Origin of the sequence: Streptomyces liliiviolaceus (assembly GCF_018070025.1) — a bacterium.
Lineage (GTDB): Bacteria > Actinomycetota > Actinomycetes > Streptomycetales > Streptomycetaceae > Streptomyces > Streptomyces liliiviolaceus.
In genome coordinates, this window is the sequence record NZ_JAGPYQ010000001.1 from 3,161,908 (window position 1) to 3,186,620 (window position 24,713).

Consider the following 24,713-nt stretch of genomic DNA (forward strand, 5'->3'; position numbering starts at 1 on the left):
CGCAGCCCCTCTTGGGGGCGCGGGGAACGGCGCGGGTGACCCCCACCGGGTCGCAGCCGACGTCGAGAGGGCCGTGCCTATTAAGGGGCGCGGGGAACGGCGCAGTCTCTCAGCTCGGCCCCCAGCGGCCCGCAGCTGGCGAGCAACCCCCACTGCTCAGGCCAGCGCCAACGCGCCCCCGTGGACCGCCAGAACCAACCGCTGGTTCTCCGGTGCCGCGCCGCCCGGGAACGCGATCCGCCGCCGCGTGTACCCGTACGCCAACCCACTCCGCGGATCGGCGAACCCCTGCGACCCGCCCGCCCCACTGTGCCCGAAGGCCCCCGCCCCCAGGAACGGATGCCACATGTCGGCCGTGGCCTGGAAGCCGAGCCCGTACGACTTGTGCGCCCGCGCCACCAGGTCGTACCCCACGGAGTGGATCTGCCCCACCTCCGCGACCGTGTCCGGCTTGAGCAGCGCCGCGCGCCCGTTCACCTCCCCGACCGCTGCCGCGTACATCCCGGCGAGCCCGCGCGCGGAGGCGACCCCACCGGCCGACGCCTGCCCGAGGGCCCGTACCGCGCGGGAGTTGGGGAAGTCCACCAGCGGCACGGCACCCGGCACATGCTCGTTGAACGCGATCGAGGCCAGCGTGTGCGGCCCCCGGGGCGTCGCGTCCAGCAGCGCCTGCTCCGGCGGCGTCGGCGCCATCGGCCGCACCGACAGGTACCGGTGCTCCTCCGACTCGGGCAGCCCCAGATGGAAGCCCAGCCCGTACGGGGCGCGGACCCGCTCCTCGTAGACCTCCTGGAGCGTACGGCCGGTGGCCCGCCGGACGACCTCGCCCGTGAGCGCGCCGATCACCAGCGCGTGGTAGCCGAAGGCCGTGCCGGGCCGCCAGAACGGCCGCTGGCCGGCGAGCCGTTCGGCGATCACCCGGTCGTCGGCCAGTTCGTCGAGGGTGAAGCCCGCGTCCGACCCGACCACTCCCGCCCGGTGCGCCAGCAGTTCCCGAAGGGTCACCGCCGACTTGCCCTCCGCCGCGAACTCCGGCCAGTAGTGCGCCACTTCGCGATCCAGTTCCAGCGTGCCGTCCTGCACGAGCAGGGCGACCACCAGATGGGCCGCCCCCTTCGAGGAGGAGAAGACACCGAACAGCGTGTCGCCGTCGGTGTCCGCGCCGGTCCACAGATCGACGACCCGCCGCCCCCGTACGTACGCGCTCAACTGGCCCGCGTAATCGGGACGTTCGGCGGCGACGACGGACGCGAACTCCTCGCGCACCGCCTCGAAGCCTTCGGCGACGGTGCCGTGGATCTCCTGTGCCATCCGTGCTCTCCTCAGATCTGTGCTGTTGCCGTGGATCCCCGTGCGCGGCGCCCGCTGTGCCCCCGGCGCTCAGGACACCGTCAGCAAGGCCCGCGCGACCTGCGCGAATTCTCCCTTGGGATGATCGCGGAAGAGCGGCTCCGTGCCGAACAGCACGGCATGCGGCCCGCTCACCACCGAGGCCCGTCCCGCGGCCTGCGCGGGCCCGCCGCTGCCGTCCTCCAGCGCACGCCAGTGCCCGGAGACGAGCGGATTCCCGCCGGCCCCGCCCGCGTACGACTGTTCCACGCGCACCCCGGCACCGAGGCCCGTGAACCACACCGGCGCGTAGACGAAACCGTGGTCGGGGGCGCCCGCGGTCACCCCGCCGCCGGACGAATTGACCACGCGCACCACGCCGTTGGCGTCCGGATTGCCCTCCACCGCCTCGACCGGGAGCAGCCCGGCCGAGGTGTTGAGCGCCGCTCCGGCGGCTCCGCGGCCCACCAGCCCCTTCCGGCCCAGGAAGGTGTTCAGCGCGGTGCGCGCGGCCGGGGTGAGGTCCGCCGGATCCAGCCCCGAGGACGCGAACAGGACGTCCGCCCGCGACCAGTCGAAGCCCGCGTTCAGGATCGCCGTGGACACCGGGACCACGTCGAAGTCCATCTCCCGCAGCGCGAACAGCTCACCCGGTGTGACCGCCGCGGCCACCCGGACCCTCCGCAGCGGGGCGCCGCCGCTCTCCTTCGTCGCGTCGAAGGCCACGTCGTACGTCCGCGCGGCGACCGCGGCCTTCGCACGGGCCGACGCGGGCACGATCGCACTCCCGTCGGCCACCCGCCGCACCGAAATACCCTGTGCTAGCAAGGAGTTGAGTGCCGCGATCTCCCGGGCGTCGTCGAGGCGCAGCCGCAGTCGGGACTGCTGTGTGCCGCCGGGCGCCACGTACCCCACCTTCGCGGCGGCGCGCACCGCCCGGTCCGGCACGGCGAGCTCCGAGGTCCGTACGGCGTCGACGGTCGCGCCCCACAGGCGGCCGAGGCTCCAGCCGGAGATGTCGTACATCACCGACACCTTGTCACTGATGTCCCGCCCGTCCGCCAGCATCACATTGGCCATGCCGCGCTTGGGCTGCCGCAGATCGACGACGTACGAGCCCTTCGCGTACGCCTTCCCGCCGAGCCTGAAGTCCCGTGTGGCCTGCCGGACCTGTACGTCGTTGGCGAGCAGGTGGTCGATGAGCCGGGCCGCGGCCGGTGCCGAGCGCTGGGAGGCCGCGCCCGCCGGAATCACGTACGCGCGGGGGAAGTCGGTCGTGTAGACGTCCTCCGGGCCGATGCCCGGGACGTCCGGCACCGTCTCCGGCGAGACCGGGACCTGGGCCGCGCCCGTCACGCTCCGGCGGAACACCTCGATCTGGTCGGCGACGAGTGAAGCGCGGTGCGTGCGCGCGTAGTCGAGGCTCGCGCGCATCGCCGCGCCCGCGATGGCCACGTTGATCGACGCGCGGCGGCGCAGCTCGGTGACGGGCAGGTCGTCGTACTCGTCGTTGTTCACCGCCATCGGGAACTCGACCGTGTGCGCGGCGACCGTGCCGTGGAAGGGCATGTACTGCGGGGTGAAGATCGGCGGCCAGTCGTCCCAGCCCTCCTCCTGGTCCCGGAAGGGGATCTGAGCCGGTTCCACCCCGTCCCTCTCCGGCGTGTAGCCGAGGCCGTTGACGGCGGCCTCCATGCCGAGGGCGTTGGCGTAGGTGTTCTTCAGGAACAGGTCGTACTCGTAGTTCTCGCCGTGCGGAGGAGTCGTCGGCTCGATCAGGGTGCCGTTGACGTAACCGTGCAGGTCGACCATGAGCGCGGGCTGCTTGTCGATCGCGATCTGCCGCATCGCCCGTACCTCGGGCTGCGAGGCGGTCACGAAGTCCCGGTTCAGGTCGAAGCCGTTGGCGTTCGCGCGGGTGCCGGCGATACGGCCGTCCGGGTTCGCGGTGATGTTGAAGTACACGCGGTGGTGGGCGAGGAGATCGGCGGTGGACGCGTCCTGGGCCGTGGCGAGCTTCTCGATCAGCTTGAGGGAGGCGTCCGTGCCCTCCCACTCGTTGCCGTGGATGTTGTTGTTGAAGAAGACCGGCGTCTTGTAGTCACGCTTGACGGCGGGGTCCTCGGCGGCGGCGACGGGCGCGTTCTCGATCAGCTCGCGCAGCCGCTCCTGGGCACGCGCCTGCCGGTCGGACTCCGGCGCGGTGACGGTGACCAGAAACAGCCGGTGCCCACCGGCCGACCGGCCCGCGACCTCCACACTCACCCGGTCGCCGAGACGCTGCAGCGCGTTCAGCCTCGGCGCGAGGGAGTGGTACGGGGCCAGGCCCAGCTTGATGGACTTGTCGGCCGGGTTCTCCGGGTCCGGGGCGAGGACCTGCTCGCGCGGATAGCCGCGTACGGCTCCGGCGTCGGGGGCGAGTCCGGTGACCGGGGCGGTCAGCGCGCGGTCGGCGGCGCTCTCGGGCGCCCCGGCGGCGCGGGCGCCGTCCGAGGGGCCGGAGCCCTCGCGGACCGGCGCCCCCGGGCGGGGCGTCGGATCGGCGACGGCGCCGTTCGGGGCGAGCAGGAGCGCGGCCGCCGCGGTGGCGGTGGCCGTGGCGATCAGGACGGGTCTCGGCAGGCGCACAAGTACCTCCACGGAGAGGGCCCGACAGGGGTCACTTCGGTACGGAGGTCTACCTGTTCGCCCCTCCCGCAACAAGGGGGCGTCGGCGTAACCGATGAGGACGGACGCCGTGCCCCGGGCCGGGCGGAGGGGGCATCCTGGGAGGGGACTTGGACGAACCGAGTGGACCCGGCAGGCACCCGGCAGCACGCGTGCGTGAGGCGAGGAGAGCCCATGGCAACGATCCCGTCGCTCCCCAGCAGGGACGACGTCGCGCGTATCGCGCGCAGCACGACCGACATCACCGGCCAGCTCCTGGACACCGCGGGCAACCTCACCCGTATCGCCGTCAACACCTTCGACCCGAGGGACGGTTCGGGGGCGGAGGTGCTGCGGGTACTGCGCGAGACGACCGCCGAACTGGCCGAGGCCAGTGCGTCGCCCCAGGCGCAGGAGGCGTTCTACCGGATGGTCGACACGCTGACGCGGCTGGGGACGAGCGGGGCGCCGCTCGCCGTCCACCCGGTCAGCGAACCGGCCCGGGCGCTGCTCACCGCGCTCGGGGACAGCCTGCTGCCGCTCCTCGACGCGGTGGAGCCCGCGGTGGAGGAGGCGGCGGAGGCGCTCGGCGAACTGGTGGACGCGTCGTCGCCGCTGCTGCCCGGGGCGGCGGGGGTGGCGGCCGGCACGCTGCTGGTGCTCGCGCCGGTGATCCGGGCAGCGGCGGAGGTGTTACGGGACTCGTCGCCCGAACTGCGGCGTATCGCCGACGCGTTGACGTCCGCGGTGGCTCCGCTGCTGCCGGTGCAGGTCGCGCTCGCGGAACGGGCCGTGGGGGCGGGGGCGGGGGTCGTACGGGCCGTGGTGCCGCCGCTGGCCGACCTCACGGAGGTGGCCGTGGCCGGCTTCCGGGCGGGGCGGCCGCTGCTGGTCGCGGGGGAGGAGATGGTGGTCTCCGGGCTCGAACAGCTCCAGCCGCTGCTGCTCGCTTCCGCGGGGTGGGCGGGGCGGGTTGCTCGGGCCGCGTCGGTGCGGGTGTCCGCGGCGGTTTCGCCTGCGGCGGGCTCGGCGGTGGTGGTGACGGGCCACCCGACGTGACCCGCACCCCACGCACGGGCCTGCGGCCGGCTCGTACGGGGTGGGTGCGGGTCGGTGGGGGCTGGCCGCGCAGTTCCCCGCGCCCCTGGGGGGTGGGGCCTGGGGCCGGCTCGCACGCTGAGGCCCGTCGTGGCTGGCCGCGCCGTTCCCCGCGCCCCTGACGGTGACGTTCGTCTGCGGGGCGGTGGGGGTTGCCCGCGCCCCTGAACGTGCGGGTCTGGTGGGGGTTGCTCGCGCAGTTCCCCGCGCCCCTCGGGGAGGGGCTGCGCCCCGTCCCACCCAGGGGCGCGGGGAACGGCGCAGTCTTTTGTCTTTTGCTTTTAGGGGCGCGGGGAACTGCGCAGTCTTTTGGTTTTCAGGGGCGCAGCCCCTAGGGGCGCGGGGAACTGCGCGGCCAGCCACCACGGGGCCGCAGGTGGAGGACGGCCGGGGCGGGGCGGCGCCCCGGGGTTTTCAGGGGCGCGGGGAACTGCGCGGCTCGGCCCCGCCGGCCCGTAGGTGGCACGGCAGCGCCCGGTAGGGTGACCGCATGCGTGATCTTGGGGTGGGATTCAGGTACTTGATGCGCGGCCAGCGCTGGGTCGCCAGGCACGGAAAGCAGTTCGGCTTCGGACTGATCCCCGGCCTCATCACCCTCGTCCTGTACGCCGCAGCCCTGGTCGCCCTGGCCCTGTGGGGCACGGACTTCATCACCTGGGCCACCCCCTTCGCCGACGACTGGTCGAGCCCCTGGCTCGGCCTCTTCCGCGGCTTCCTGACGGCGGTCCTCTTCGCGCTCGCCCTGCTCCTGTCCGTCATCACCTTCACCGCCGCCACCCTGATCATCGGCCAGCCCTTCTACGAGAGCCTCTCCGAGAAGGTGGACCGGGACGTGTCCCCGGACGGCACGGCCCCCGAGTCCGGCCTCCCGCTCTGGCGCGAACTGGTCATCTCGACCCGCGACAGCCTCCGTATCGTGGCCAGGGCGCTGGTCTGGGGCGTACTGCTCTTCGCGCTCGGCTTCATCCCGTTCGTCGGACAGACCGTCGTCCCGGTGATCGGCTTCTTCGTCACCGGCTTCTTCCTCACCGAGGAACTGACGGCGGTCGCCCTGCAGCGCCGCGACGTCGTGCTCCGCGACCGCCTCACCCTGCTCCGCTCCCGCAGGATGCTGGTCTGGGGCTTCGGCACCCCGCTGGGCCTCGCCTTCCTCGTCCCCTTCGTCGCCGTCTTCCTGATGCCCGGCGCGGTCGCGGGCGCCACCCTGATGGCCCGCGACCTGCTGGGCGAGGAGACCCGCGAGGAGAACGAGGACGAGGACGACCAGGCCCCCGCGGGCTCCCTCGGCGACTGACGTCAGTCGGTGACGTCCTGCGTCGCGTCCGCCGCCACCGTCAGGATCGACCGCACCTGGGCGATGATGTCCAGCCGGTTCCGCACGAACTGCGCGTCGGTGACCGTCCCGCTCGCCGGATCCGTGTTGCCCGCCCCGAACTCCAGCACCGGCGTGTGGACGTGCCCGCCGGGCAGCGAGCCCGCCAGACCGAGCCGGTCCCGCAGGAGCGTCGCGCGGTACGCGATCTCGTTGGACAGGTAGTTGCCCCCGCCGCCCGCCCGTGCCGTCGAGCCCGCGGTCGGCCCCTCGGGGCGTACGACGGGATCGGTCCCGCCCGCCGGGATCTCGGTCACCGACGTGTTGTCGTACACGGGGAAGCGTCCCGTGTCCGCCGCGACGATGTCCTTGTACGGCAGGGTCGTGGTCGTCCACTGCGGCTGCGAGGCCGGGTCGGTCACCGGGACGGTCTCGGTGCGGGAGAGGTTCTCGTTGTCCGGGAAGCCGCCCCGCCAGGCCCCGTTGGTCCGCTCGATGTCGATACGGCCCACCCGGCCCTGGCTGACCGTGGTGAACAGGTCGACATGGGGGAGGTGGGCGCGCAGGGTCCGCTCCACCGTCCCGTCGGCGAAGTCCTGCCAGCGGACCGGGAAGACGGCCGTCTCGATGCGCGCGGGACCGTCCGCCGTCCTGATCACCGTGCCGTCCAGCGCGAGCGCGGTCGCCCCCGACGGGTTGGAGATCCGCACGTCCCGGTCCAGCGTGAACGGATCGAACCCGGTCACCAGGATCCGCTTGACCTTCTTCGACCCGGACGCGGCCCCGGACCCGGACGCCGATGCCGACGTGGACTTGGAGTGCGGGAACCGGATCGAGTCCTGGCCCCGTGACGTCCGCTCCAGCGCGGCCAGCAGCTTCGCTCGCCGGGCCTCGGTGAGCCCGAACTCCGGCTGCCACTGCCGTACTTCACGCGTCATACCGAGCCGGGCCCAGTACAGCGGCCGGTCGTCGTCCCTGCTGAGGTCGCCGCCCGCGGGCCCGCGACCCTGGGCCCGGTCCACCGCCCGCTGCCACAGCCGGGCGCCCTGCCGTTCGACCAGCCGCTCGGCCTGCGCGTACGAGCGGGCCCTGCCCAGCGCGCGGGCGAACTCCGGTGCCACCGTGTCGAATCCGGACCGGGCGAGGATCTCCTGGGGCGCCGCCCTGTCGAGGCGCTGCTCCTCCACGGTGGGCGCGGCCGCGGGGTTCTCCGCGGCGAGGGCGGGCGGTGCGGCGAGTCCGGCCAGCAGAGCCAGGCCGAGGGCACCGATCCGAACACGTATGTGCGTCAAGGTGGTTCAGGTCCTTCCGTCGCGAGTGGGGACGTCGTCGGATGGCGGCAGTATGCGCGACGCACGGGACGCACGCCATAACGCGTGGGCCCGGTGACGTGCGTGATGTGTGTGACGTGCGTGATCCCGTGGGGCGTGAACCCCGTGAAGGTCAGCCCTCGCCCAGCAGCGTGAGGAAGTCCCGGAACGCCGCCGGCATGTCCACCGACTCCGGCGCGAGCAGCCACTGGTACTGCAGCCCGTCCATCACCGCGACGAGCAGCGGAGCCGCCCGCTCCGGCGTGAGCCCGCTCGGCAGCCGCTCCCCGTACTCGGTCCGCAGCACCTGTGCCATGTTCGCGCGGACGGCCTCGTACCGCTGGGTGAAGAACCCGCGCGCCGGATGCCCCTCCGTGACGCTCTCGCCGAGCAGCGCCGAGAAGGTCTGTACGATCCCGGGCCGCATGGCGTTGTACTCCACGAGCTGGCCGAGCAGTTCGAGCCGCCACCCGGTGCCGGGGACCGCGTCCCACTGGTCGCGCTCGGCCAGGACGGCGACGAGCAGCGCCTCCTTGGTGGGGAAGTGGTGCAGCAGCCCCTGCGGTGTGAGGGCGACCCGCTCGGCGACCGCCGCGAGGCTCGCGCCGCGGTAGCCGCGCTCGGCGATCACCTCCAGCGCCGCCCGGAGGATCTCCGCACGCCGCTCCGTGCCCCTGGCCGATCTGGGCGCCCCGCTCGTCATGACGTCACCGTACGACGGACGGGGTTTTCCGTGCGGCTCCGCATGACATGAATATAACGCGGGCGTAACGAAACCTACCGATCAACAGGTGACGCGGGCAGGATGGCAGTGACGCAGCGGTGCGCGACGGAACACGACGCGACGGACTCAACGAGGAGGCACGGCCATGGCAGGAACGCGGCCCACCCCGGCCGATCAGGCGCGTGAGGCGGTGGTCGAGGCGGCTCTCGCCCGTCTCGACCTGGACACCAAGGCGCGACTGCTCGCCGGACAGGACATGTGGTCCCTGCCCGAGCTGCCCGGGATCGGGCTCAGGTCACTGGTCATGTCCGACGGCCCGATCGGCGTCCGGGGCGTGCGCTGGAGTGCCGACGACCCGTCCATCGCCCTGCCGTCCCCGACCGCGCTTGCCGCCACCTGGGACCCCGCCCTGGCCCGCCGGGCCGGCCGGCTCCTCGCCCAGGAGGCCCGCCGCAAGGGCGTCCACGTCCTGCTCGCCCCCACGGTCAACCTGCACCGCTCCCCGCTCGGCGGCCGGCACTTCGAGGCGTACAGCGAGGACCCGTACCTCACCGGCCGGATCGGCACCGGATACGTGACCGGTGTGCAGGAGGGCGGGGTGGGCACCACCGTCAAGCACTTCGTCGCCAACGACGCCGAGACCGACCGCTTCACCGTGAACAACGTGGTCTCCCCGCGCGCCCTGCGCGAGCTGTACCTGGCCCCCTTCGAGGCCATCGTCGAGAACGCCCACCCCTGGGGCATCATGACCGCCTACAACTCGGTCAACGGCAGCACGATGAGCGAGCACCGGTACCTCGTCGAGGAGGTCCTGCGCGGCGAGTGGGGCTTCGACGGCTTCAACGTCTCCGACTGGATGGCCGCCCGTTCCACCGTCGGCGCCATCGAGGGCGGCCTGGACGTCGCGATGCCCGGCCCGGTCACCGTGTACGGCGACAAGCTCGCCGCCGCCGTCCGCTCCGGCGAGACCGACGAGGCCAAGGTCGACGAGGCCGTGCGCAACGTCCTGCGTCTCGCCGCCCGCGTAGGCATCCTGGAAGGCGCGGAACCGGTCGTCACCGACCTGCCCGAGACGGTGGACGGCGAGTCCCTGGCCCGCGAGATCGCCCGCCGCGCCTTCGTCCTCGTACGCAACGAAGGCGCCCTTCCCGTCCCCGCCGGGCACTCGGTCGCGCTCATCGGCGCCGCCGCCCGTGACGCCCGCGTCCTCGGCGGCGGCTCCGCGACCGTCTTCCCCGCCCATGTCGTCTCCCCGCTCGACGGCCTCACCGCCGCCCTCCCCGAGGGCACGCTGACGTACGCGCTCGGCGCCGACCCGAGCCAGGAACTGGCCGCCGCCGACAAGGGGTTCGAGCTGCGCGCGGTCTGCCGCGACACCGGGGGCGAGGTCATCGGTACGCGCTCCGCGCCCAGCGGCCACATCCAGTGGATGGGCGACGACCTGCCCGACGGCGTCACCCACGACCGCCTCGACAGCGTCGAACTGACCGGCACCTTCACCCCGCGCGAGAGCGGCCCGCACAGGTTCGGGATCAAGGGGCTCGGCGCGTTCACGCTCACGATCGACGGCACGGAGCACTTCTCCGGCGTCCAGAGCACCGACCTGGACGACCCGTTCGTGACGTTCTTCGGCGACCCCGTCGAGCGCGCCACGGTGGACCTGACCGCGGGCCGCGCCTACGACGTCTCCCTGCGCCACACCGTCGTCGTCCCCGACGACGTGCCCATGCGGGTCATCAGCTTCACGCTCGCCCACCAGGAGCCCGCGCGCGACGCCGACGAGCTGATCGCGGAGGCCGTCGCGGCGGCCCGCGCCGCCGACACGGCGATCGTCGTGGTCGCCACCACCGAACGCGTCGAGTCCGAGGGCTTCGACCGCGCGGACCTCCGGCTCCCGGGCCGCCAGGACGACCTGGTCCACGCGGTCGCCGCCGCCAACCCGAACACCGTCGTGGTCGTCAACTCCGGCTCCCCGGTGGAACTGCCGTGGCGCGACGAGGTCGGCGCGGTCCTGCTCGGCTGGTTCCCGGGCCAGGAGGGCGGCGCGGCCCTCGCGGACGTCCTCACCGGCGCCCACGAGCCCGGCGGCCGGCTCCCCACCACCTGGGGCCCGCTGGACTCCGCCCCGGTCACGAGGGTCACCCCCACCGACGGCGAACTCCCCTACACCGAGGACGTGTTCATCGGCTACCGGGCCTGGGAGAAGGAGCACCGTACCCCGACGTACGCCTTCGGCCACGGCCTCGGCTACACGGACTGGACGTACGACGAGATCGACGTGACGGGCACGACGGTCACGGTCCGCGTCACCAACACGGGCACCCGCCCCGGCCGCGAGACGATCCAGCTCTACCTCGCCCCGACGGACCCCACCCCCGACCGCCCCGCGCGCTGGCTGGCGGGCTTCGCGAACGTCGAGGCCGCCCCGGGCGAGTCGGCCCGCACGAGCATCGACCTCCCGGCCCGGGCCTTCGAGATCTGGGACGAGAAGTCCGACACGTGGACACCGGTGAAGGGCACGTACGAGATCGAGGCGTCCCACAGCCTCATGGACACCAGGCTGAGGGCAACCTGTGTCTTTTAGTCCTTAGAGGGGCGCAGCCCCTCCAGGGGCGCGGGGAACTGCGCGACCAGCCCCCACCGGCCTGCGGCCGAGGACACCGCCCAGCCACCCCTCACTTCGATGGCGTACGGGACGTAACAACCCCGTACGCCATCTCCGCCAGCCGCGCCTGCCCGTCCACGCTCGGATGGAACCAGTCCCAGTGACTCAACTGCGCGGTCCCGAACCGGTACTCGAAGACCGCCCCGCCGTCGAACCGGCACCGCCGGTCCTTCGCGCACACCTCTTCCAGAACCGTGTTGTACGACTCGACCCGGTCCTGCACCCGATCCCGCCGCGTCGTCGCCGCCGCACTCAGCGAGTCCGCGTCACCGAGCATCGAAGGACAGATCCCCAGCTTCCAGATCTGCTTGCCCATCGGATTCGTCCGCCCCTGCGACCACAGCCGCTTCAGATCGGGCACGCTCGACACGTACACCTGGGTCTTCGGCAGGGCCGACCGCAGCGTGCTCAGCGCGTCCTCGAAGTGGGTGCGGAAGTCCGCGACCGTCGTCATCGCGGACACCGACGAACGGCAGGCGTCGTTCGCGCCGGCCATCACCGTGACCAACTGGGGCTTCTTCGCCGCTGCCTGCGCGATCTGACCGGGCAGGTCGGCCATGCGGGAGCCGGTCACGGCGTAGTTCCAGCTGCGCTGCGAGGCGCCTGTCCTGCCCAGGAGCCGTACCGCGAGGCTCTTCACCTTCGTGTCGGTGCCGGTCGCCCACGAGACCTCGGGGCAGTCGGTCAGCACCGAGCAGGCGTCGAACCCGCGGGTGATCGAGTCACCGACGGCGGCCAGCGAACGCGGGCTGCGGTCCCAGTCCGGGGTGGGTTTCGGTGAAGGTTTTCTGCTCTGCGCGTCGGAGCCCGTCGGTCCGGAGGAACTGCCGCCCACCGCGTCGCATCCGGTCAGTCCCGCGATGCCGACAAGAGCCGCCACGACGGCCGCGACCAGGCCCCGCGAACGGTGACCACGGTTCCGCATCCCCATTTCCCCTCGCTCGTCGCGCAACGGCAGCTCACCCCCGAGCGTCCTCCCGGGTGAAACCTCCGTGTTTCGGGGCGCCTGGAGCGACGGTACGTCACACTCCTTGCGCCGCCGCACGGTAGCCTCGCCACGTGGCCGCACTGCCACTGAACGATCCGCCAAGCCGCAAAGTGCCCGCTCTGTCCGGAGGTGCCAGTGACGACACGTGGAGTTCTCTACGTGCACTCCGCGCCGCGTGCGCTGTGCCCGCACGTCGAGTGGGCGGTCGCGGGCGTGCTCGGCACGCGGGTCAGCCTCGACTGGATCCGGCAGCCCGCCTCGCCGGGCACCTGGAGATCCGAGTTCTCCTGGAAGGGCGAGGTCGGTACGGCCTCCAAGCTCGCCTCGGCGCTGCGCGGCTGGCAGATGCTGCGCTTCGAGGTGACCGCCGAGCCGTGCGCGACCGCCGAGGGCGAGCGCTACAGCTGCACCCCTGATCTGGGCATCTTCCACGCGGTGACCGGCATCCATGGCGACATCCTGATCCCCGAGGACCGCCTGCGCGCCGCCCTGGCCCGCTCCCAGCAGGGCGAGACCCACCTGGAGTCGGAACTCACCCGCCTCCTCGGCAAGCCCTGGGACGACGAACTGGAACCCTTCCGCTACGCAGGAGAGGGCGCCCCGGTCCGCTGGCTCCACCAGGTGGTCTAGCCCCGCAGCAACCGCCTCCGGGGGCGCGGGGAACGGCGCAATCTTTTGTCTTTCAGGGGCGCGGGGAACTGCGCGACCAGCCCCCACCGAACCCGCACCCACCCACCACCCCACAAACGAAAGCTGCCCGGAACCTCAAAGAGGTCCCGGGCAGCTTTCACACACTCAAACCGTGCGGAACGCAAGAACCACGTTGTGCCCACCGAACCCGAACGAATCGTTCAGCGCGGCGATCCGCCCCTCGACGGGCAGCTTCCGGGCCTCCCCGCGAACGATGTCCGCGGTGGCCTCCGCCTCGGGGTCGAGGTTCTCGACATTGATGGTCGGCGGAGCGATCCGGTTGTAGAGCGCCAGCACCGTGGCCACCGACTCCACCCCGCCCGCGCCACCGAGCAGATGCCCGGTCATGGACTTCGTACCGGACACGGCGAAGTGGTCGGCGTCGTCGCCGAAGACCTTCCGCAGTGCCTTCAGCTCGGCCACGTCACCGGCCGGCGTGGAGGTCGCGTGCGCGTTGACGTGCACGATCTCCGCCGGGTTCAGGTCGGTGCTGTCGAGCAGGTGCTGCAGCGCGGCCGCGATACCGCGGCCCTCCGGCTCCGGCTGCACGATGTCGTGGCCGTCGGAGGAGATGCCCTGGCCGACCGCTTCCGCGTAGACACGGGCCCCGCGCTTGGCGGCGTGCTCGGCGGACTCCAGGACCAGGACGCCGGCGCCCTCGCCGAGGACGAAGCCGTCACGGCCGATGTCGTAGGGACGCGAGGCGCCCTGCGGGTCGTCGTTGTTCTTGGACATCGCCATCATGTTGCCGAACGCGGCGATGGGCAGCGGGTGGATGGCCGCCTCCGTGCCACCGGCGACGACGACGTCGGCGCGGCCGGTGCGGATCATCTCGATGGCGTAGCCGATGGCCTCGGCGCCCGAGGCGCAGGCGGAGACCGGGGTGTGCACACCGGCGCGGGCGCCGACGTACAGACCCACGTTGGCCGAGGGGCCGTTCGGCATGAGCATGGGGACGGTGTGCGGGGAGACGCGGCGTACGCCCTTCTCCTTCAGCACGTCGTACTGGTCGAGCAGGGTGGTGACGCCACCGATGCCGGAGGCGATGACCGCGCCGAGCCGGTCGGGGTCGACGGCCGCGCCCTGCTCGGCGGCGTCCGAGGCCTCGGCGCCCGCCTTGTCGGTGAAGCCTGCGTCGGCCCAGGCCTCCTTGGCCGCGATCAGCGCGAACTGCGCCGAGCGGTCGAGGCGGCGGGCCTGCGGGCGGGGGATGACCTCGCCCGGCTCCACGGCGATCTGTGCCGCGATACGGACCGCCTGGTCGGCGGCCCAGTCCTGCTCCAGAGGGCGGACGCCGGAACGTCCGGCGACCAGGCCCTCCCAGGTAGAGGCTGCGTCGCCACCCAGCGGTGTGGTTGCGCCGATACCGGTGACGACCACGGTGCGATTGGTCGGGCTCACGGGAATTCTTTCTCCAACGGATACGAGGATTCAGCGGCGCCACCGCCGGGTGGCGGGGCTAAGCGGGTCCGGTGCTGTCCGGTGTGGTTCGGCAGTGCCCCGAAGGGGCGCGGGGAACTGCGCGACCAGCCACAACGGACCCGCGGGCGAAGCAGTGCACTCTCAGCGGAGCGCTCAGCCCTGGTGCTTGAGGATGTACTCGGTCGCGTCGCCGACCGTCTTGAGGTTCTTGACGTCGTCGTCGGGGATCTTGACGTCGAAGCGCTCTTCGGCGGCGACGACGACCTCGACCATGGACAGCGAGTCGACGTCGAGGTCGTCGGTGAAGGACTTCTCCAGCTGGACGTCCTCGACCGGGATGCCGGCGATCTCGTTCACGATGTCGGCGAGACCGGCGACGATCTCTTCCTGAGTGGCGGCCATGTCAGGCGCTCCTTCTTGTGTATCCAGAGGGTGTGGCGGAACTGCCGTCCGGAACGTTCCGGACGGTGTGCCTAGGGGAGGGTAACGACCGTCGCGGCGTACACGAGACCCGCCCCGAAGCCGATGACGAGCGCGGTGTCGCCGCTCTTCGCCTCGCCGGTCGCCAGGAGCCGCTCCATAGCGAGCGGGATCGAGGCGGCCGAGGTGTTACCGGTGGTGCGCACGTCACGCGCGACCGTGACGTGTTCCGGCAGCTTGAGAGTCTTCACCATCGAGTCGATGATCCGCTCGTTGGCCTGGTGGGGAATGAAGACGTCCAAGTCTTCCGCAGTGAGTCCGGCGGCTTCCAGCGCCTCCTTGGCGACCTTGGCCATCTCGAACACGGCCCAGCGGAACACCGCCTGGCCTTCCTGCGTGATCGCGGGGAACTTGACCTCGCCCTTGGAGTCCAGGGGGAGCTGGGACACGTCCCCGCTCCTGAACTGGTCCCACGGCACGGTCTGCTTGATGGTGTTGGACTTGTCGCCCTCGGAACCCCAGACCGTGGGGCCGATGTGCGGCTCCTCGGAGGGGCCCACGACGACCGCGCCCGCGCCGTCACCGAACAGGAAGGCCGTCGCGCGGTCCTCCAGGTCGGTCAGGTCGGACAGCCGCTCGACGCCGATGACCAGCACGTACTCCGCGGAGCCGTCCACGATCATGCCCTTGGCGAGCGTCAGTCCGTAGCCGAAGCCGGCGCAGCCCGCCGAGATGTCGAAGGCCGCGGCCTTCGCCGTGCCGAGCTTGTCGGCGATCTCGGTGGCGACGGCCGGGGTCTGGCTGAAGTGGGAGACGGTCGAGACGACGACGGCACCGATCTGCTCGGCGTTGATCCCGGCGTCGGCGATCGCCTTGCCGGACGCCTCGATCGACATCGCGGCGACGGTCTCCTCGGGGCCCGCCCAGTGCCGGGTCTCGATGCCGGAGCGCGAACGGATCCATTCGTCGGACGAGTCGATGCGTTCGAGGATCACCTCGTTCGGGACGACACGAACCGGACGGTAGCCGCCCACACCGAGGATCCGAGCGAACGGGGCGCCCTTGCGGGCCTTGATCTTCGACATGCTCAGTGGGCTCCTTACGCGCTCAGGCCGAGGCGTGCTCGGCGATGAGCTCGCGAGCCGCTTCGAGGTCGTCGGGTGTCTTCAGCGCCAGCGTCTTCACGCCGGGCAGCGCGCGCTTGGCGAGACCGGTCAGGGTGCCGCCGGGGCACACCTCGACCAATGCGGTCACGCCGAGTTCCTTGAAGGTCTCCATGCACAGGTCCCAGCGGACCGGGTTGGCGACCTGACCGACCAGCCGGGAGACGACCTCGGCACCCGTGGCGACGGCCTGGCCGTCCTTGTTCGAGACGTACGTGAGTGTCGGGTCGGCCGGCGACAGCTCCGCCGCGGCCTGCGCGAGGACGTCGACCGCCGGGGCCATGTGACGGGTGTGGAACGCGCCCGCGACCTTGAGGGCCACCACCCGGCGTACGCCCTCGGGCTTGTCCGCCTCCAGGGCGGCCAGCTCCTCCAGCGTGCCGGCGGCCACGATCTGGCCCGCGCCGTTCACGTTCGCCGGGGTCAGGCCCAGCTTCTCCAGGTGCGGGATCGTCACTTCGGGGTCGCCGCCGAGCAGCGCCGACATACCGGTCCGTGTGACGGTGGCGGCCTCGGCCATCGCCAGACCACGCTTGCGCACGAGCTTCAGGGCGGCCGCGTCGTCGAGGACACCCGCGAGGACGGCGGCCGTGATCTCGCCGACGCTGTGCCCGGCGACGGCGCCGGGCGCCGTGGCACCGAGTGCCGAGGCGGACAGGAGACCCGCGGCGACCAGCAGCGGCTGGGCGACGGAGGTGTCCCGGATGGCGTCCGCGTCGGCCTTCGTGCCGAAGTGGGCAAGGTCGAGCCCGATGGCGTCCGACCACGCGGCGACGCGGTCGGCGGCGCCGGGGAGGTCGAGCCAAGGAGTCAGGAAGCCGGGCGTCTGGGCGCCCTGGCCGGGAGCGACGAGTACGAGCACTCTCACACTCTCTCTTGTGAACGGGCACGGCCGCCCGTGGGGACAGGGACGAAGAACAGGAGGGGGAATTGTAGGTCCCCGACAAAAGCCTAGAGCTGGGGATCTCCATCGGCCAGACGTCCCAGGATCAGCGCGATCCGTAGCGTGAACGCCGAACGTACGTCGGAAGGCGACCAGCCGGTGACGTCAGTCACACGTCGAAGCCGGTAGCGCACGGTGTTGGGGTGCACGAAGAGCATCCGGGCCGCGCCTTCGAGACTGCTCGCCTGTTCGAGATAGACGCTCAGCGTCTCCAGGAGCGCCGAGCCGGCCTCCTCAAGCGGTCTGTAGATCTCCTCCACCAACTGGTCGCGCGCCGCCGGGTCACCGGCGATCGAGCGCTCCGGCAGGAGATCGTCCGCCAGTACCGGCCTGGGGGCGTCCTGCCAGGCGAAACACGCCTTGAGCCCGGCTGCCGCGGCCTGCGCGGACCGGGTCGCGGCCAGCAGGTCGGGGACCACGGGACCGGCCACCACGGCCCCCGCGGCATACGGTCCGATCAGCGATTTCGCGACGGCCAGCGGATTGTCGCTGCCGCCCGCGATGACGACCAGCCGGTCACCGAGGACACCGGTGAGCACCTGGAGCTTGGCGTGCCGGGCGGCCCGCCGGATGGCCTCGACGGTCAGCTCGCTGTCGCCGTCGGGTGCCGTGCCCAGCACCACGCACACATGCTCGGGCGAGTTCCAGCCGAGGGCCGCGGCACGGGACACCGCTCCCTCGTCGGCCTCCCCGGACAGGACCGCGTTCACGACGAGCGACTCCAGGCGGGCGTCCCAGGCACCGCGTGCCTCGGCGGCCTGCGCGTACACCTGGGCGGTGGCGAAGGCGATCTCCCGGGCGTACACGAGCAGCGCCTCACGGAGCACGTTCTCGTCGCCGGGGGCCGCGACCTCGTCGATCGCGGACTCCATCACCTCGATCGTCGTCCGCACCATCTCCACGGTCTGACGCAGGGTGATCGCCCTGGTCAGCTCGCGCGGCGCGGTGCCGAAGACGTCCGTGGAGATCGCCTGGGGTGCGTCCGGATGCCGGAACCACTCGGTGAACGCGGCGATACCGGCCTGTGCGACGAGGCCGATCCACGACCGGTTCTCCGGTGGCATGGCCCGGTACCAGGACAGCGTCTCGTCCATGCGTGCGATGGCCTGGGCGGCGAGACTGCCGGACGACTTCTCCAGCCGCTTCAGGGTCGCGGTGTGCGCGTGGGCGGCGCGCGCGGCGCGCTCGGTGTTGCTGGATTCGGGTTCGGGCACGGAACAAGACTGCCTTATCCGGACGGCAGGATGCGGCGGAGGGTCGCAGGTGGCACGCCCGGCGGGTCTACCGTGGGTCGCGTGATGGACGTACGGCGCGCCGGTGAGCGCTACCGCGGAGGCGACCCGGCGGCCGGGATCGAGTCCCTGCACGCCTTCTCCTTCGGCCCGCACTACGACCCGGACAACCTCCGCTTCGGCGCGGTCATCGCCTGCAACGAGGAACGCCTCGCGCCCGGCGCCGGTTTCGACGAGCACCCGCACAGCCACACCGAGATCGTCACGTGGGTCGTCGAGGGCGAGCTGACCCACCGGGACTCCACGGGCCACGAGTCGCTCGTACGCCCCGGGGACGTCCAGCGCCTCAGCGCGGCGGGCGGGGTCCGCCACGTCGAACGCAACGACGGCGCGGTGCCCCTGCGCTTCGTCCAGATGTGGCTGGCCCCCCTGGAGCCGGGCGGCGACCCCGCGTACGAGATCGTCCACGGCATCGCGGACTCCACGCCGTACGCGCTCCCGGAGGCGGGGGCGATGCTCCATGTACGCCGCCTCGCCGCAGGACAGCGGACCGCCGTCCCCGACGCACGTTTCCTGTACGCGCATGTCGTACGCGGTGAGGTGCTGCTGGGCGGTGAGGTGCTGGGTCCCGGGGACGCGGCCCGGGTCGGGGACGCGAAGGACCTGGAGGCGGTGGCGCGCGGGGCGGCGGAGCTGCTGCTGTGGGAGATGGCGGCCCGCTGACGGCCGGACGTCACCGTACGGGCGGCATCACCGGGCGGGCCGCATCAGCGTGTGGGCAGCCGGCCCATCGCCGACCGGCTCTCGTCGTCCGCGGGGCGGTAGATCACCACCCGCTGGTCCAGATCCTGGATCGGTGTGAGCACTTCGAAGTCGACCGCGATCTCGCCGGCCTCGGGATGCCGCATGACCTTGCGTCCGCGGCCCTTGACCTTGACGTCCCGCTCGGCCCACGCGCGGGCGAACCGCTCATCGTGCGTGCTGAACTCGGCGATGAGGTCGTTCAGGACCCGGTCCCCGGGATACGCGGCCCACGCGGCGCGCAGATGGGCCGCCCCCTCCCGTACGACGCGTTCGCGGTCGACGTACAGCTCGCGGGTCCGGGGATGCATCAGGCACATCCACATCGAATTGCGCCGCGCCGGCGGCAGGGTGGCGAAGTCCACCAGCAGCCCCGCCATCTCGCGGTTCCAGGCGACGATGTCGTAGCGGTGGTTCAGCACCATGGCCGGCAGGGGCGACAGGTCCTCGACCAGCCGGGCGAGGGTCGGCGCCGCGCTGGTGGCGGGCCGTTCGGCGGTGTCGGGGCGGCGCTGCCGGGCCAGGTCGAAGAGGTAGGCGCGTTCGTCGGCGCTCAGGCGCAGCGCCCGGGACAGCGCCGCCAGCACGTCCGCCGAGGGCCGCAGCCCGCGTCCCTGCTCCAGCCGTACGACGTAGTCGACGCTGACCCCGGCCAGTTCGGCGACCTCCTCGCGGCGCAGGCCCGGGGTGCGCCGGGAGCGCCGGCGCGAAGGCAGCCCGAGATCGTCCGGGTCCAGCCGTTCACGCCGGGTCCGCAGGAACGCGGCCAGTTCCTGTGTCGCGTCCACGTCCACGGTGCGGGTCGTCATGTCCGACCCAACCACCAGGGTGGGACCGGTGTTCCCAGGAAGGCCCTTCCCTTACCCCCGGCCCGGGGCGCTCGCAGACTCGCTGGCGACGACGGATCACGAGCGAGCACAGGAGAACGACACCATGTCACTCACCCTCGACACCTACCGGCTGCTGGGCCGTTCCGGGCTGCGGGTCTCACCGCTGGCCCTGGGCGCGGCGACCTTCGGCACCGAGTGGGGCTGGGGCGCGGAGCGGGACGAGGCGCGCAAGCTGTTCGACCTCTACGTGGAGCGCGGCGGCAACTTCATCGACACCGCCAACACGTACACCGAGGGCAGCTCCGAGCGGCTGCTCGGCGAGTTCACCCGCGACCGCGCCAACCGCGAGAGCCTGGTGCTGGCGACGAAGTACACGACGCTGCGGCGCCCCGGCGACCCCAACTCCGGCGGCGGCCACCGCAAGAGCCTGTTCGCGTCGGTGGAGGCCAGTCTGCGCCGGCTGAACACGGACTACCTCGATCTGCTCTACCTGCACGTGTGGGACTTCACGACCCCGGTCGAGGAGATCCTGCGCGGCATGGACGACCTGGTCAGGCAGGGCAAGGTCCTGTACGTGGCGATCTCCAACGCCCCGGCCTGGCAGGTGTCGCGCATGCAGGCGATCGCCGACCTGCGCGGCTGGTCGCCCCTGGTCGCCCTGCAGATCGAGTACAGCCTGATCGAGCGCACCGGCGAACGCGACCTCATCCCCATGGCACGCGAGATGGGTCTCGGCGTGATCCCGTACTCGCCGCTGGCGGGCGGGCTGCTCACCGGGAAGTACAGCCGCGACGACCTGACCGCGGCGGACACCGCGTCCGGCGGCAGCACCCGCAAGAGCTTCAACGCCGCCCTGGGCACGGTCACCGAACGCAACCTTGCCATCGCCGACGTGGTGAAGGAGGTCGCCGCGGAGCAGGGCCGCACACCCGCCCAGGTCGGTCTGGCCTGGACCCTGCGGAACCCGGGCGTGACCGCGCCGGTCGTCGGCGCCCGCACCCCCGCGCAGCTGGAGGGCAATCTGGGCGCCCTGGAGGTCGACTTCACCGCCGCCCAGCTGGCCCGCCTCGACGAGGCGAGCCGGATCGGCCTCGGCTTCCCGCACGACATGCTCGCCGGCGAGCACATCCGCCGGGTGACCGCGGGCGACCTGCGGATCGAGAGCCGCCGCTGACACCGGTGGCAGATGTCCAGGAGGTTTCGGGCCACGCCGGCCGGTCGGGGTGCCCGTCGCCGTGAGGCCGTCGGCGCTCGCCCCCGAGGTGGGCCCGGCCGTCGTCGGTCCCTACTCCGTTGCCGCGTAACGGAGTTGATCCAGTCCTCTCTCCGGTTCGGCGGGTCGCCCAGGGCGCCCGCCGACCGTCGTTTCCCCTCGACGGCGCCCTTTATCGACGCAGGAGCCGTTGTTACGCCCATGCGTCCCGTGTAAACGTCTTGTTCCCGATGTCCGTGAAGTCTTCCGGCTGAAAATGATCGGCCGTACGTTCGCTTCATCAGATGGTCTGACCATCACACCTACCGGTCGGGGAGGAATGGCGTTGGACAAGTCGATCAAGTCGATCAAGTCGGTCACGTTCGACGCGTTCGTGCGGCAGTCGACGAGTGTGAGCAGCGAGATCGTCGCCCACATCGAAACGCTCATCAGCAGCGGTTCCCTGGCACCCGGCACCAAGCTGCCCGCCGAGCGTGAACTGGCGCAGGTGCTCAAGGTCTCGCGGGCCTCTCTGCGCGAGGCCATGCACGAACTGGAGGCCAAACGGGTCGTCGAACGCAGGCCGGGCCGCGGCACCATCGTGCTGGAGGCACCCGCCCACGTACGCACCGTGTACGAGGAGATGCCCGAGTCCGAGCGGACGCTGCGCGATGTGGCGGAGCTGCGCGAGACGATCGAGCCCAAGTTCGCCCAACTCGCCGCGGAACGCGCCACCAAGGCCGGCCTGTACGCGCTGGAACGCGTACTGGAGACCACCGCCCGCGACGACCTCACCCAGGAGGAGTCCCTGAAGGCGGACATCACCTTCCACATGCTGCTCGCCCAGGCGTCGCAGAACCCGCTGATGGTGGCCCTCAACTCGCTCGCCAACAGCTGGACGGAGTCGGTACGCGCCTTCTCCCACGGCACCGACGAGGCCAGGCGCTCCTCGCACCTCGGCCATCAGCTCATCTTCACCGCAGTACGGAGCGGCAACGGCGCCGCGGCCCGGGACGCGATGCTGGCGCACCTCGCGGACGTCACGCATCTCACGAAGAACAACCTGCCTTCGTTCTGACGTTCTGATCCGGCCCGGCAGATCCACCCACCGGCCCCTCCCCGAAAGAGCACCCCATGCACCTCCAGACCTTCCTCCGGCATGCCCGGCCGTCCCGCACCGCCGTCGCCGTCTCGGCCACCGCGCTCGCCCTGGTCGCCGTGTCGGCCTGCGGCTCCGACTCCTCCTCGACCTCCGCGGCGGCCGGGTCCGGCGACACCACCGACTTCAAGGTCGTCCTGCCCTGGTACGCCGACGCCGAGGGCGGCGGCTTCTTCGCGGCGAAGGCCGAGGGCCTGTACGAGGACCAAAAGCTCGACGTCACCCTGCAGTCCGGCGGCCCCCAGGTCTCGGCCACCCAGCTCGTCGCCGCCGGCCGCGCGCAGGTCGGATTCGCCGACGCCGCCGGGATCGTCCAGGCCCAGCAGCAGGGCATCCCGATCGTCGCGATCGGCGCCCTCTACCAGGACAACCCGGTCGGCGTGATGACGCACAAGGACAGCGGCATCACGTCCTTCGACGACATGGACGGCAAGACCTGGGTGACGCAGACCGGCCAGCTAGGCCCGGCGTGGGTCAAGAAGAAGACCGGCATCGACTTCTCCACGCAGGTCTACCAGGGCTCCATCGCCAACTTCCTCAAGAAGGACAGCCTCGTCCAGCAGGGCTGGCCCACCAACGAGGCGTACCAGGCGCAGAAGGCCGGGGTGGAGGTCGACTTCATCCCGTTCTCCGACTCCGGCTACAACCCGTACAACGACGTCTTCTTCACCTCCGAGTCCTACCTCAAGAGCCACCGCGAGGAACTGACCGCCTTCCTCGCGGCGAGCATGCAGGGCTGGCAGGACTACATGGGTGACGTGAGCGTCGCCAAGACCGCCAACGCCGCCATCCTCAAGGCCAACGACCAGCAGACCAGCGGAAGCGTCTGGTACGCGTGGGACAAGCAGCGCAAGTACGTCGTCGCGGGTGACGGCAAGAAGCAGCTCGGCACGATGACCGCCGACCGCTGGAACACCCTCATCGACCAGATGAAGCAGCTCGGCCAGCTCAAGGGCACCCCGAAGGCCGCCGACCTGTACGACTCCTCACTGCTCCCGAAGGTCGCCGCGCCGTCCGCCCTCCCCGCCGCGCCCGACGGCTCCTACTGACTGGTCCCACCGACCGGAAGGAGCGACACCCATGAGTACAGCCACCGTGCACGACCCCGCCGCGGACCTCGGCCCGCTGGTCGACTTCGACGGCGCGGACAAGGTCTACAACAGCGGCTTCCGCGCCCTGGCCCCCATCGACCTGCGGCTGCCCCGGTCCGAGATCACCGCCCTCGTCGGCCCCTCCGGCTGCGGCAAGTCGACTTTGCTGCGCATGGCGGCCGGCCTGACCGCCCCGACCAGCGGCACCATGAACCGCCGCACCGACCGCATGTCGTACGTCTTCCAGGACCCGACGCTGCTGGCCTGGCGCTCGATCCGGGCCAACGTCGAACTCGTCGCCAGACTCCAGGGCGTACCCCGTGCCGAACGCCGCGAACGCGCGCAGAAGGCGATCGACCTGGTCGGTCTCCAGGGGTTCGAGAAGTCCTACCCGCGCGAGCTGTCCGGCGGCATGAAGATGCGCGCCTCGCTCGCCCGGTCGCTCACCAGCGACCCCGAACTGCTGCTGATGGACGAGCCGTTCGCCGCGCTGGACGAGTTCAACCGGGAGAAGATGGGCGCCGAACTGCTCCACCTGTGGCGCACCCGCCAGGTCACCGTCATGTTCGTCACCCACTCCATCCCCGAGGCGGTCCGCCTCGGCCACCAGGTGGCCGTGATGGGCACCGGACCGGGGCGCGTCATCGAGGTGTTCCGCTCCCCGAGCCCGCCCACCACGGACCCCGCCGCCCCGCGCGACGACGCCGCGCTGCGGGAACTGCGTACCGAGATCTCGACCATGCTGGGAGGCGCGGGGATATGACCGTGCTCGACACCGCGCGGACCTCCGCCGAGGACGCGCAGCCCGCCAAGTCCCCGCGCGCCGGGCGGCCCGTGGCCCTGCGGACCGTACTGCCGCCGCTGGGCGCGCTGGTGGTGATGATCGCCCTGTGGCAGCTCGTGATCGTCGCGTTCGACATCCCCGGTTACATGCTGCCCTCGCCCATGACGATGGTGGACACCGTCCTGCACGAGGCCGACTCCATCCTCACCCCGACCTGGGTGACCCTGCGCGAGTCGGTGCTGGGCTTCGTGCTCGCGGGGGTGGTCGGCGTGAGCAGCGCGCTGGTGATGGGGCGCTGGCGGCTGATGGAACGCAGCCTGTACCCCTATCTGATCCTGCTGCAAACCATCCCGATCGTGGCGATCGCGCCGCTGTTCGTGGTCTGGCTCGGCCCCGGTATGGCCACCAACACCATGGTGGCCGCGATGATCGCGCTGTTCCCGGTGGCCGCCAACACCCTCCAGGGACTGAAGTCCGTCGACCGCAACCTGGTCCAGCTCTACTCGATGGCCGGCGCCCCCGCCCGCGTCCAACTGCTCTTCCTGCGGCTGCCGGGCGCACTGCCGGAGATCCTGACCGGCCTGCGGGTCGCCGCCGGTGCCTCCGTGATCGGCGCGATCGTCGGCGAGTTCGTGGCCGGTGTCGGCGGCGGCGCGGGCGGCCTGGGATACGTCATCACCGAGAGCGCGGTGCAGCTGCGTACGCCTCAGCTGTTCCTCGCGGTGTTCGGCGCGAGCGTCGTGTCGCTGCTGCTGTTCGCGGTCGTCGTGGGCGCCGAGAGGCTCCTGCTCGGCAAGTGGCACGAGTCGGCGCTGCCGACCGACGAATAGGCCGCCGGCCGCACGACAAGCCGCCCGCCGAAGCCCGCTGGATCCCGGCGCGGCCCGCTGAAGCCCGCCGAAGAAGAACGACAG

21 protein-coding genes are annotated in these 24,713 nt (G+C 71.7%); 10 read left to right on the forward strand and 11 right to left on the reverse strand.

Translation table 11 applies throughout. From position 1 onward, the window contains the following. Window positions 1–156: 156 nt before the first annotated feature. Both J8N05_RS13800 and J8N05_RS13805 read right to left on the reverse strand, forming a co-directional pair. Window positions 157–1,311 carry a serine hydrolase domain-containing protein gene (locus tag J8N05_RS13800; RefSeq protein ID WP_210882921.1) on the reverse strand — a complete coding sequence of 385 codons (1,155 nt, stop codon included), beginning with the start codon at window positions 1,309–1,311 and terminating at the stop codon, window positions 157–159. Window positions 1,312–1,380: 69 nt separating this feature from the next. Then, window positions 1,381–3,957, reverse strand: coding sequence for a M14 family zinc carboxypeptidase (locus J8N05_RS13805; RefSeq protein ID WP_210882922.1), 2,577 nt, complete (start codon window positions 3,955–3,957; stop codon window positions 1,381–1,383). A gap of 213 nt (window positions 3,958–4,170) precedes the next feature. Between J8N05_RS13805 and J8N05_RS13810 the strand changes: the two genes are divergently transcribed. Next, complete coding sequence (locus J8N05_RS13810) at window positions 4,171–5,034, forward strand: serine/threonine-protein kinase (protein WP_210882923.1); 864 nt, start codon at window positions 4,171–4,173, stop codon at window positions 5,032–5,034. Between the two features lie 529 nt (window positions 5,035–5,563). Next, the gene (locus J8N05_RS13815; protein ID WP_210882924.1) at window positions 5,564–6,367 is read left to right on the forward strand and encodes an EI24 domain-containing protein; all 804 of its coding nucleotides are present in this window, start codon (window positions 5,564–5,566) and stop codon (window positions 6,365–6,367) included. Window positions 6,368–6,369: 2 nt separating this feature from the next. Here J8N05_RS13815 and J8N05_RS13820 read toward each other — a convergent pair whose 3' ends face one another. Both J8N05_RS13820 and J8N05_RS13825 read right to left on the reverse strand, forming a co-directional pair. After that, window positions 6,370–7,677: a pyroglutamyl-peptidase I family protein gene (locus J8N05_RS13820; protein ID WP_210882925.1), complete on the reverse strand. Its 1,308-nt coding sequence runs from the start codon at window positions 7,675–7,677 to the stop codon at window positions 6,370–6,372. A gap of 151 nt (window positions 7,678–7,828) precedes the next feature. Then, the gene (locus J8N05_RS13825; protein WP_210882927.1) at window positions 7,829–8,398 is read right to left on the reverse strand and encodes a TetR/AcrR family transcriptional regulator; all 570 of its coding nucleotides are present in this window, start codon (window positions 8,396–8,398) and stop codon (window positions 7,829–7,831) included. A 166-nt stretch (window positions 8,399–8,564) separates the two neighbouring features. On the opposite strand from J8N05_RS13825, the gene J8N05_RS13830 reads away from it, so the two are divergent. Next, complete coding sequence (locus J8N05_RS13830) at window positions 8,565–11,003, forward strand: beta-glucosidase (RefSeq protein WP_210882929.1); 2,439 nt, start codon at window positions 8,565–8,567, stop codon at window positions 11,001–11,003. A gap of 91 nt (window positions 11,004–11,094) precedes the next feature. On the opposite strand, the gene J8N05_RS13835 is transcribed toward J8N05_RS13830, so the two are convergent. After that, window positions 11,095–12,009 carry an SGNH/GDSL hydrolase family protein gene (locus J8N05_RS13835; protein WP_210882931.1) on the reverse strand — a complete coding sequence of 305 codons (915 nt, stop codon included), beginning with the start codon at window positions 12,007–12,009 and terminating at the stop codon, window positions 11,095–11,097. Window positions 12,010–12,207: 198 nt separating this feature from the next. Between J8N05_RS13835 and J8N05_RS13840 the strand changes: the two genes are divergently transcribed. Next, on the forward strand, window positions 12,208–12,702 hold the full coding sequence (locus J8N05_RS13840) for a DUF3145 domain-containing protein (protein WP_107018521.1): 495 nt from the start codon (window positions 12,208–12,210) through the stop codon (window positions 12,700–12,702). Between the two features lie 165 nt (window positions 12,703–12,867). Here J8N05_RS13840 and J8N05_RS13845 read toward each other — a convergent pair whose 3' ends face one another. From J8N05_RS13845 to J8N05_RS13865, 5 genes are all read right to left on the reverse strand, one after another. Continuing rightward, a complete protein-coding gene (locus J8N05_RS13845; RefSeq protein ID WP_210882932.1) occupies window positions 12,868–14,163 on the reverse strand; it encodes a beta-ketoacyl-[acyl-carrier-protein] synthase family protein in 1,296 nt (431 codons plus the stop codon). A gap of 174 nt (window positions 14,164–14,337) precedes the next feature. After that, window positions 14,338–14,586, reverse strand: a complete 249-nt coding sequence (locus J8N05_RS13850) for an acyl carrier protein (RefSeq protein WP_055611752.1) — start codon at window positions 14,584–14,586, stop codon at window positions 14,338–14,340. A gap of 71 nt (window positions 14,587–14,657) precedes the next feature. Further along, window positions 14,658–15,689 (reverse strand): ketoacyl-ACP synthase III, encoded by a 1,032-nt coding sequence (locus J8N05_RS13855; RefSeq protein ID WP_210882934.1) that lies wholly within the window; start codon window positions 15,687–15,689, stop codon window positions 14,658–14,660. A gap of 22 nt (window positions 15,690–15,711) precedes the next feature. Then, window positions 15,712–16,629 carry an ACP S-malonyltransferase gene (locus J8N05_RS13860; protein WP_210882937.1) on the reverse strand — a complete coding sequence of 306 codons (918 nt, stop codon included), beginning with the start codon at window positions 16,627–16,629 and terminating at the stop codon, window positions 15,712–15,714. 89 nt (window positions 16,630–16,718) lie between these two features. Continuing rightward, entirely contained in the window at window positions 16,719–17,924 is a 1,206-nt protein-coding gene (locus J8N05_RS13865; RefSeq protein WP_107018517.1) for a PucR family transcriptional regulator, read from the reverse strand. An 84-nt stretch (window positions 17,925–18,008) separates the two neighbouring features. On the opposite strand from J8N05_RS13865, the gene J8N05_RS13870 reads away from it, so the two are divergent. Next, window positions 18,009–18,665 (forward strand): pirin family protein, encoded by a 657-nt coding sequence (locus J8N05_RS13870; RefSeq protein ID WP_210890174.1) that lies wholly within the window; start codon window positions 18,009–18,011, stop codon window positions 18,663–18,665. Between the two features lie 44 nt (window positions 18,666–18,709). Here J8N05_RS13870 and J8N05_RS13875 read toward each other — a convergent pair whose 3' ends face one another. After that, entirely contained in the window at window positions 18,710–19,552 is an 843-nt protein-coding gene (locus J8N05_RS13875; protein ID WP_210882938.1) for a helix-turn-helix transcriptional regulator, read from the reverse strand. A 124-nt stretch (window positions 19,553–19,676) separates the two neighbouring features. On the opposite strand from J8N05_RS13875, the gene J8N05_RS13880 reads away from it, so the two are divergent. The 5 genes from J8N05_RS13880 to J8N05_RS13900 all read left to right on the forward strand — a co-directional run bounded on the left by J8N05_RS13880 (window position 19,677) and on the right by J8N05_RS13900 (window position 24,629). Next, a complete protein-coding gene (locus J8N05_RS13880; RefSeq protein WP_210882939.1) occupies window positions 19,677–20,747 on the forward strand; it encodes an aldo/keto reductase in 1,071 nt (356 codons plus the stop codon). A gap of 358 nt (window positions 20,748–21,105) precedes the next feature. Next, window positions 21,106–21,843, forward strand: a complete 738-nt coding sequence (locus J8N05_RS13885; RefSeq protein ID WP_210882940.1) for a FadR/GntR family transcriptional regulator — start codon at window positions 21,106–21,108, stop codon at window positions 21,841–21,843. 56 nt (window positions 21,844–21,899) lie between these two features. Next, the gene (locus J8N05_RS13890) at window positions 21,900–22,973 is read left to right on the forward strand and encodes an ABC transporter substrate-binding protein (protein WP_210882941.1); all 1,074 of its coding nucleotides are present in this window, start codon (window positions 21,900–21,902) and stop codon (window positions 22,971–22,973) included. Window positions 22,974–23,004: 31 nt separating this feature from the next. After that, complete coding sequence (locus tag J8N05_RS13895; RefSeq protein ID WP_210882942.1) at window positions 23,005–23,778, forward strand: ABC transporter ATP-binding protein; 774 nt, start codon at window positions 23,005–23,007, stop codon at window positions 23,776–23,778. Continuing rightward, window positions 23,775–24,629, forward strand: coding sequence for an ABC transporter permease (locus J8N05_RS13900; protein ID WP_210882943.1), 855 nt, complete (start codon window positions 23,775–23,777; stop codon window positions 24,627–24,629). The genes J8N05_RS13895 and J8N05_RS13900 overlap by 4 nt, the downstream gene beginning before the upstream one ends. Window positions 24,630–24,713: the final 84 nt, after the last annotated feature.

What these genes read in the sequence shown, in the direction of transcription:
- J8N05_RS13885 (WP_210882940.1), top strand. Translation starts at nt 21,106, where the DNA reads ATGGCGTTGGACAAGTCGATCAAGTCGATCAAGTCGGTCACGTTCGAC.
- J8N05_RS13830 (WP_210882929.1), top strand. Translation starts at nt 8,565, where the DNA reads ATGGCAGGAACGCGGCCCACCCCGGCCGATCAGGCGCGTGAGGCGGTG.
- J8N05_RS13855 (WP_210882934.1), bottom strand. Translation starts at nt 15,689, where the DNA reads ATGTCGAAGATCAAGGCCCGCAAGGGCGCCCCGTTCGCTCGGATCCTC.
- J8N05_RS13900 (WP_210882943.1), top strand. Translation starts at nt 23,775, where the DNA reads ATGACCGTGCTCGACACCGCGCGGACCTCCGCCGAGGACGCGCAGCCC.
- J8N05_RS13825 (WP_210882927.1), bottom strand. Translation starts at nt 8,398, where the DNA reads ATGACGAGCGGGGCGCCCAGATCGGCCAGGGGCACGGAGCGGCGTGCG.
- J8N05_RS13835 (WP_210882931.1), bottom strand. Translation starts at nt 12,009, where the DNA reads ATGCGGAACCGTGGTCACCGTTCGCGGGGCCTGGTCGCGGCCGTCGTG.
- J8N05_RS13880 (WP_210882939.1), top strand. Translation starts at nt 19,677, where the DNA reads ATGTCACTCACCCTCGACACCTACCGGCTGCTGGGCCGTTCCGGGCTG.
- J8N05_RS13800 (WP_210882921.1), bottom strand. Translation starts at nt 1,311, where the DNA reads ATGGCACAGGAGATCCACGGCACCGTCGCCGAAGGCTTCGAGGCGGTG.
- J8N05_RS13810 (WP_210882923.1), top strand. Translation starts at nt 4,171, where the DNA reads ATGGCAACGATCCCGTCGCTCCCCAGCAGGGACGACGTCGCGCGTATC.
- J8N05_RS13815 (WP_210882924.1), top strand. Translation starts at nt 5,564, where the DNA reads ATGCGTGATCTTGGGGTGGGATTCAGGTACTTGATGCGCGGCCAGCGC.
- J8N05_RS13850 (WP_055611752.1), bottom strand. Translation starts at nt 14,586, where the DNA reads ATGGCCGCCACTCAGGAAGAGATCGTCGCCGGTCTCGCCGACATCGTG.
- J8N05_RS13890 (WP_210882941.1), top strand. Translation starts at nt 21,900, where the DNA reads ATGCACCTCCAGACCTTCCTCCGGCATGCCCGGCCGTCCCGCACCGCC.
- J8N05_RS13870 (WP_210890174.1), top strand. Translation starts at nt 18,009, where the DNA reads ATGGACGTACGGCGCGCCGGTGAGCGCTACCGCGGAGGCGACCCGGCG.
- J8N05_RS13895 (WP_210882942.1), top strand. Translation starts at nt 23,005, where the DNA reads ATGAGTACAGCCACCGTGCACGACCCCGCCGCGGACCTCGGCCCGCTG.
- J8N05_RS13875 (WP_210882938.1), bottom strand. Translation starts at nt 19,552, where the DNA reads ATGACGACCCGCACCGTGGACGTGGACGCGACACAGGAACTGGCCGCG.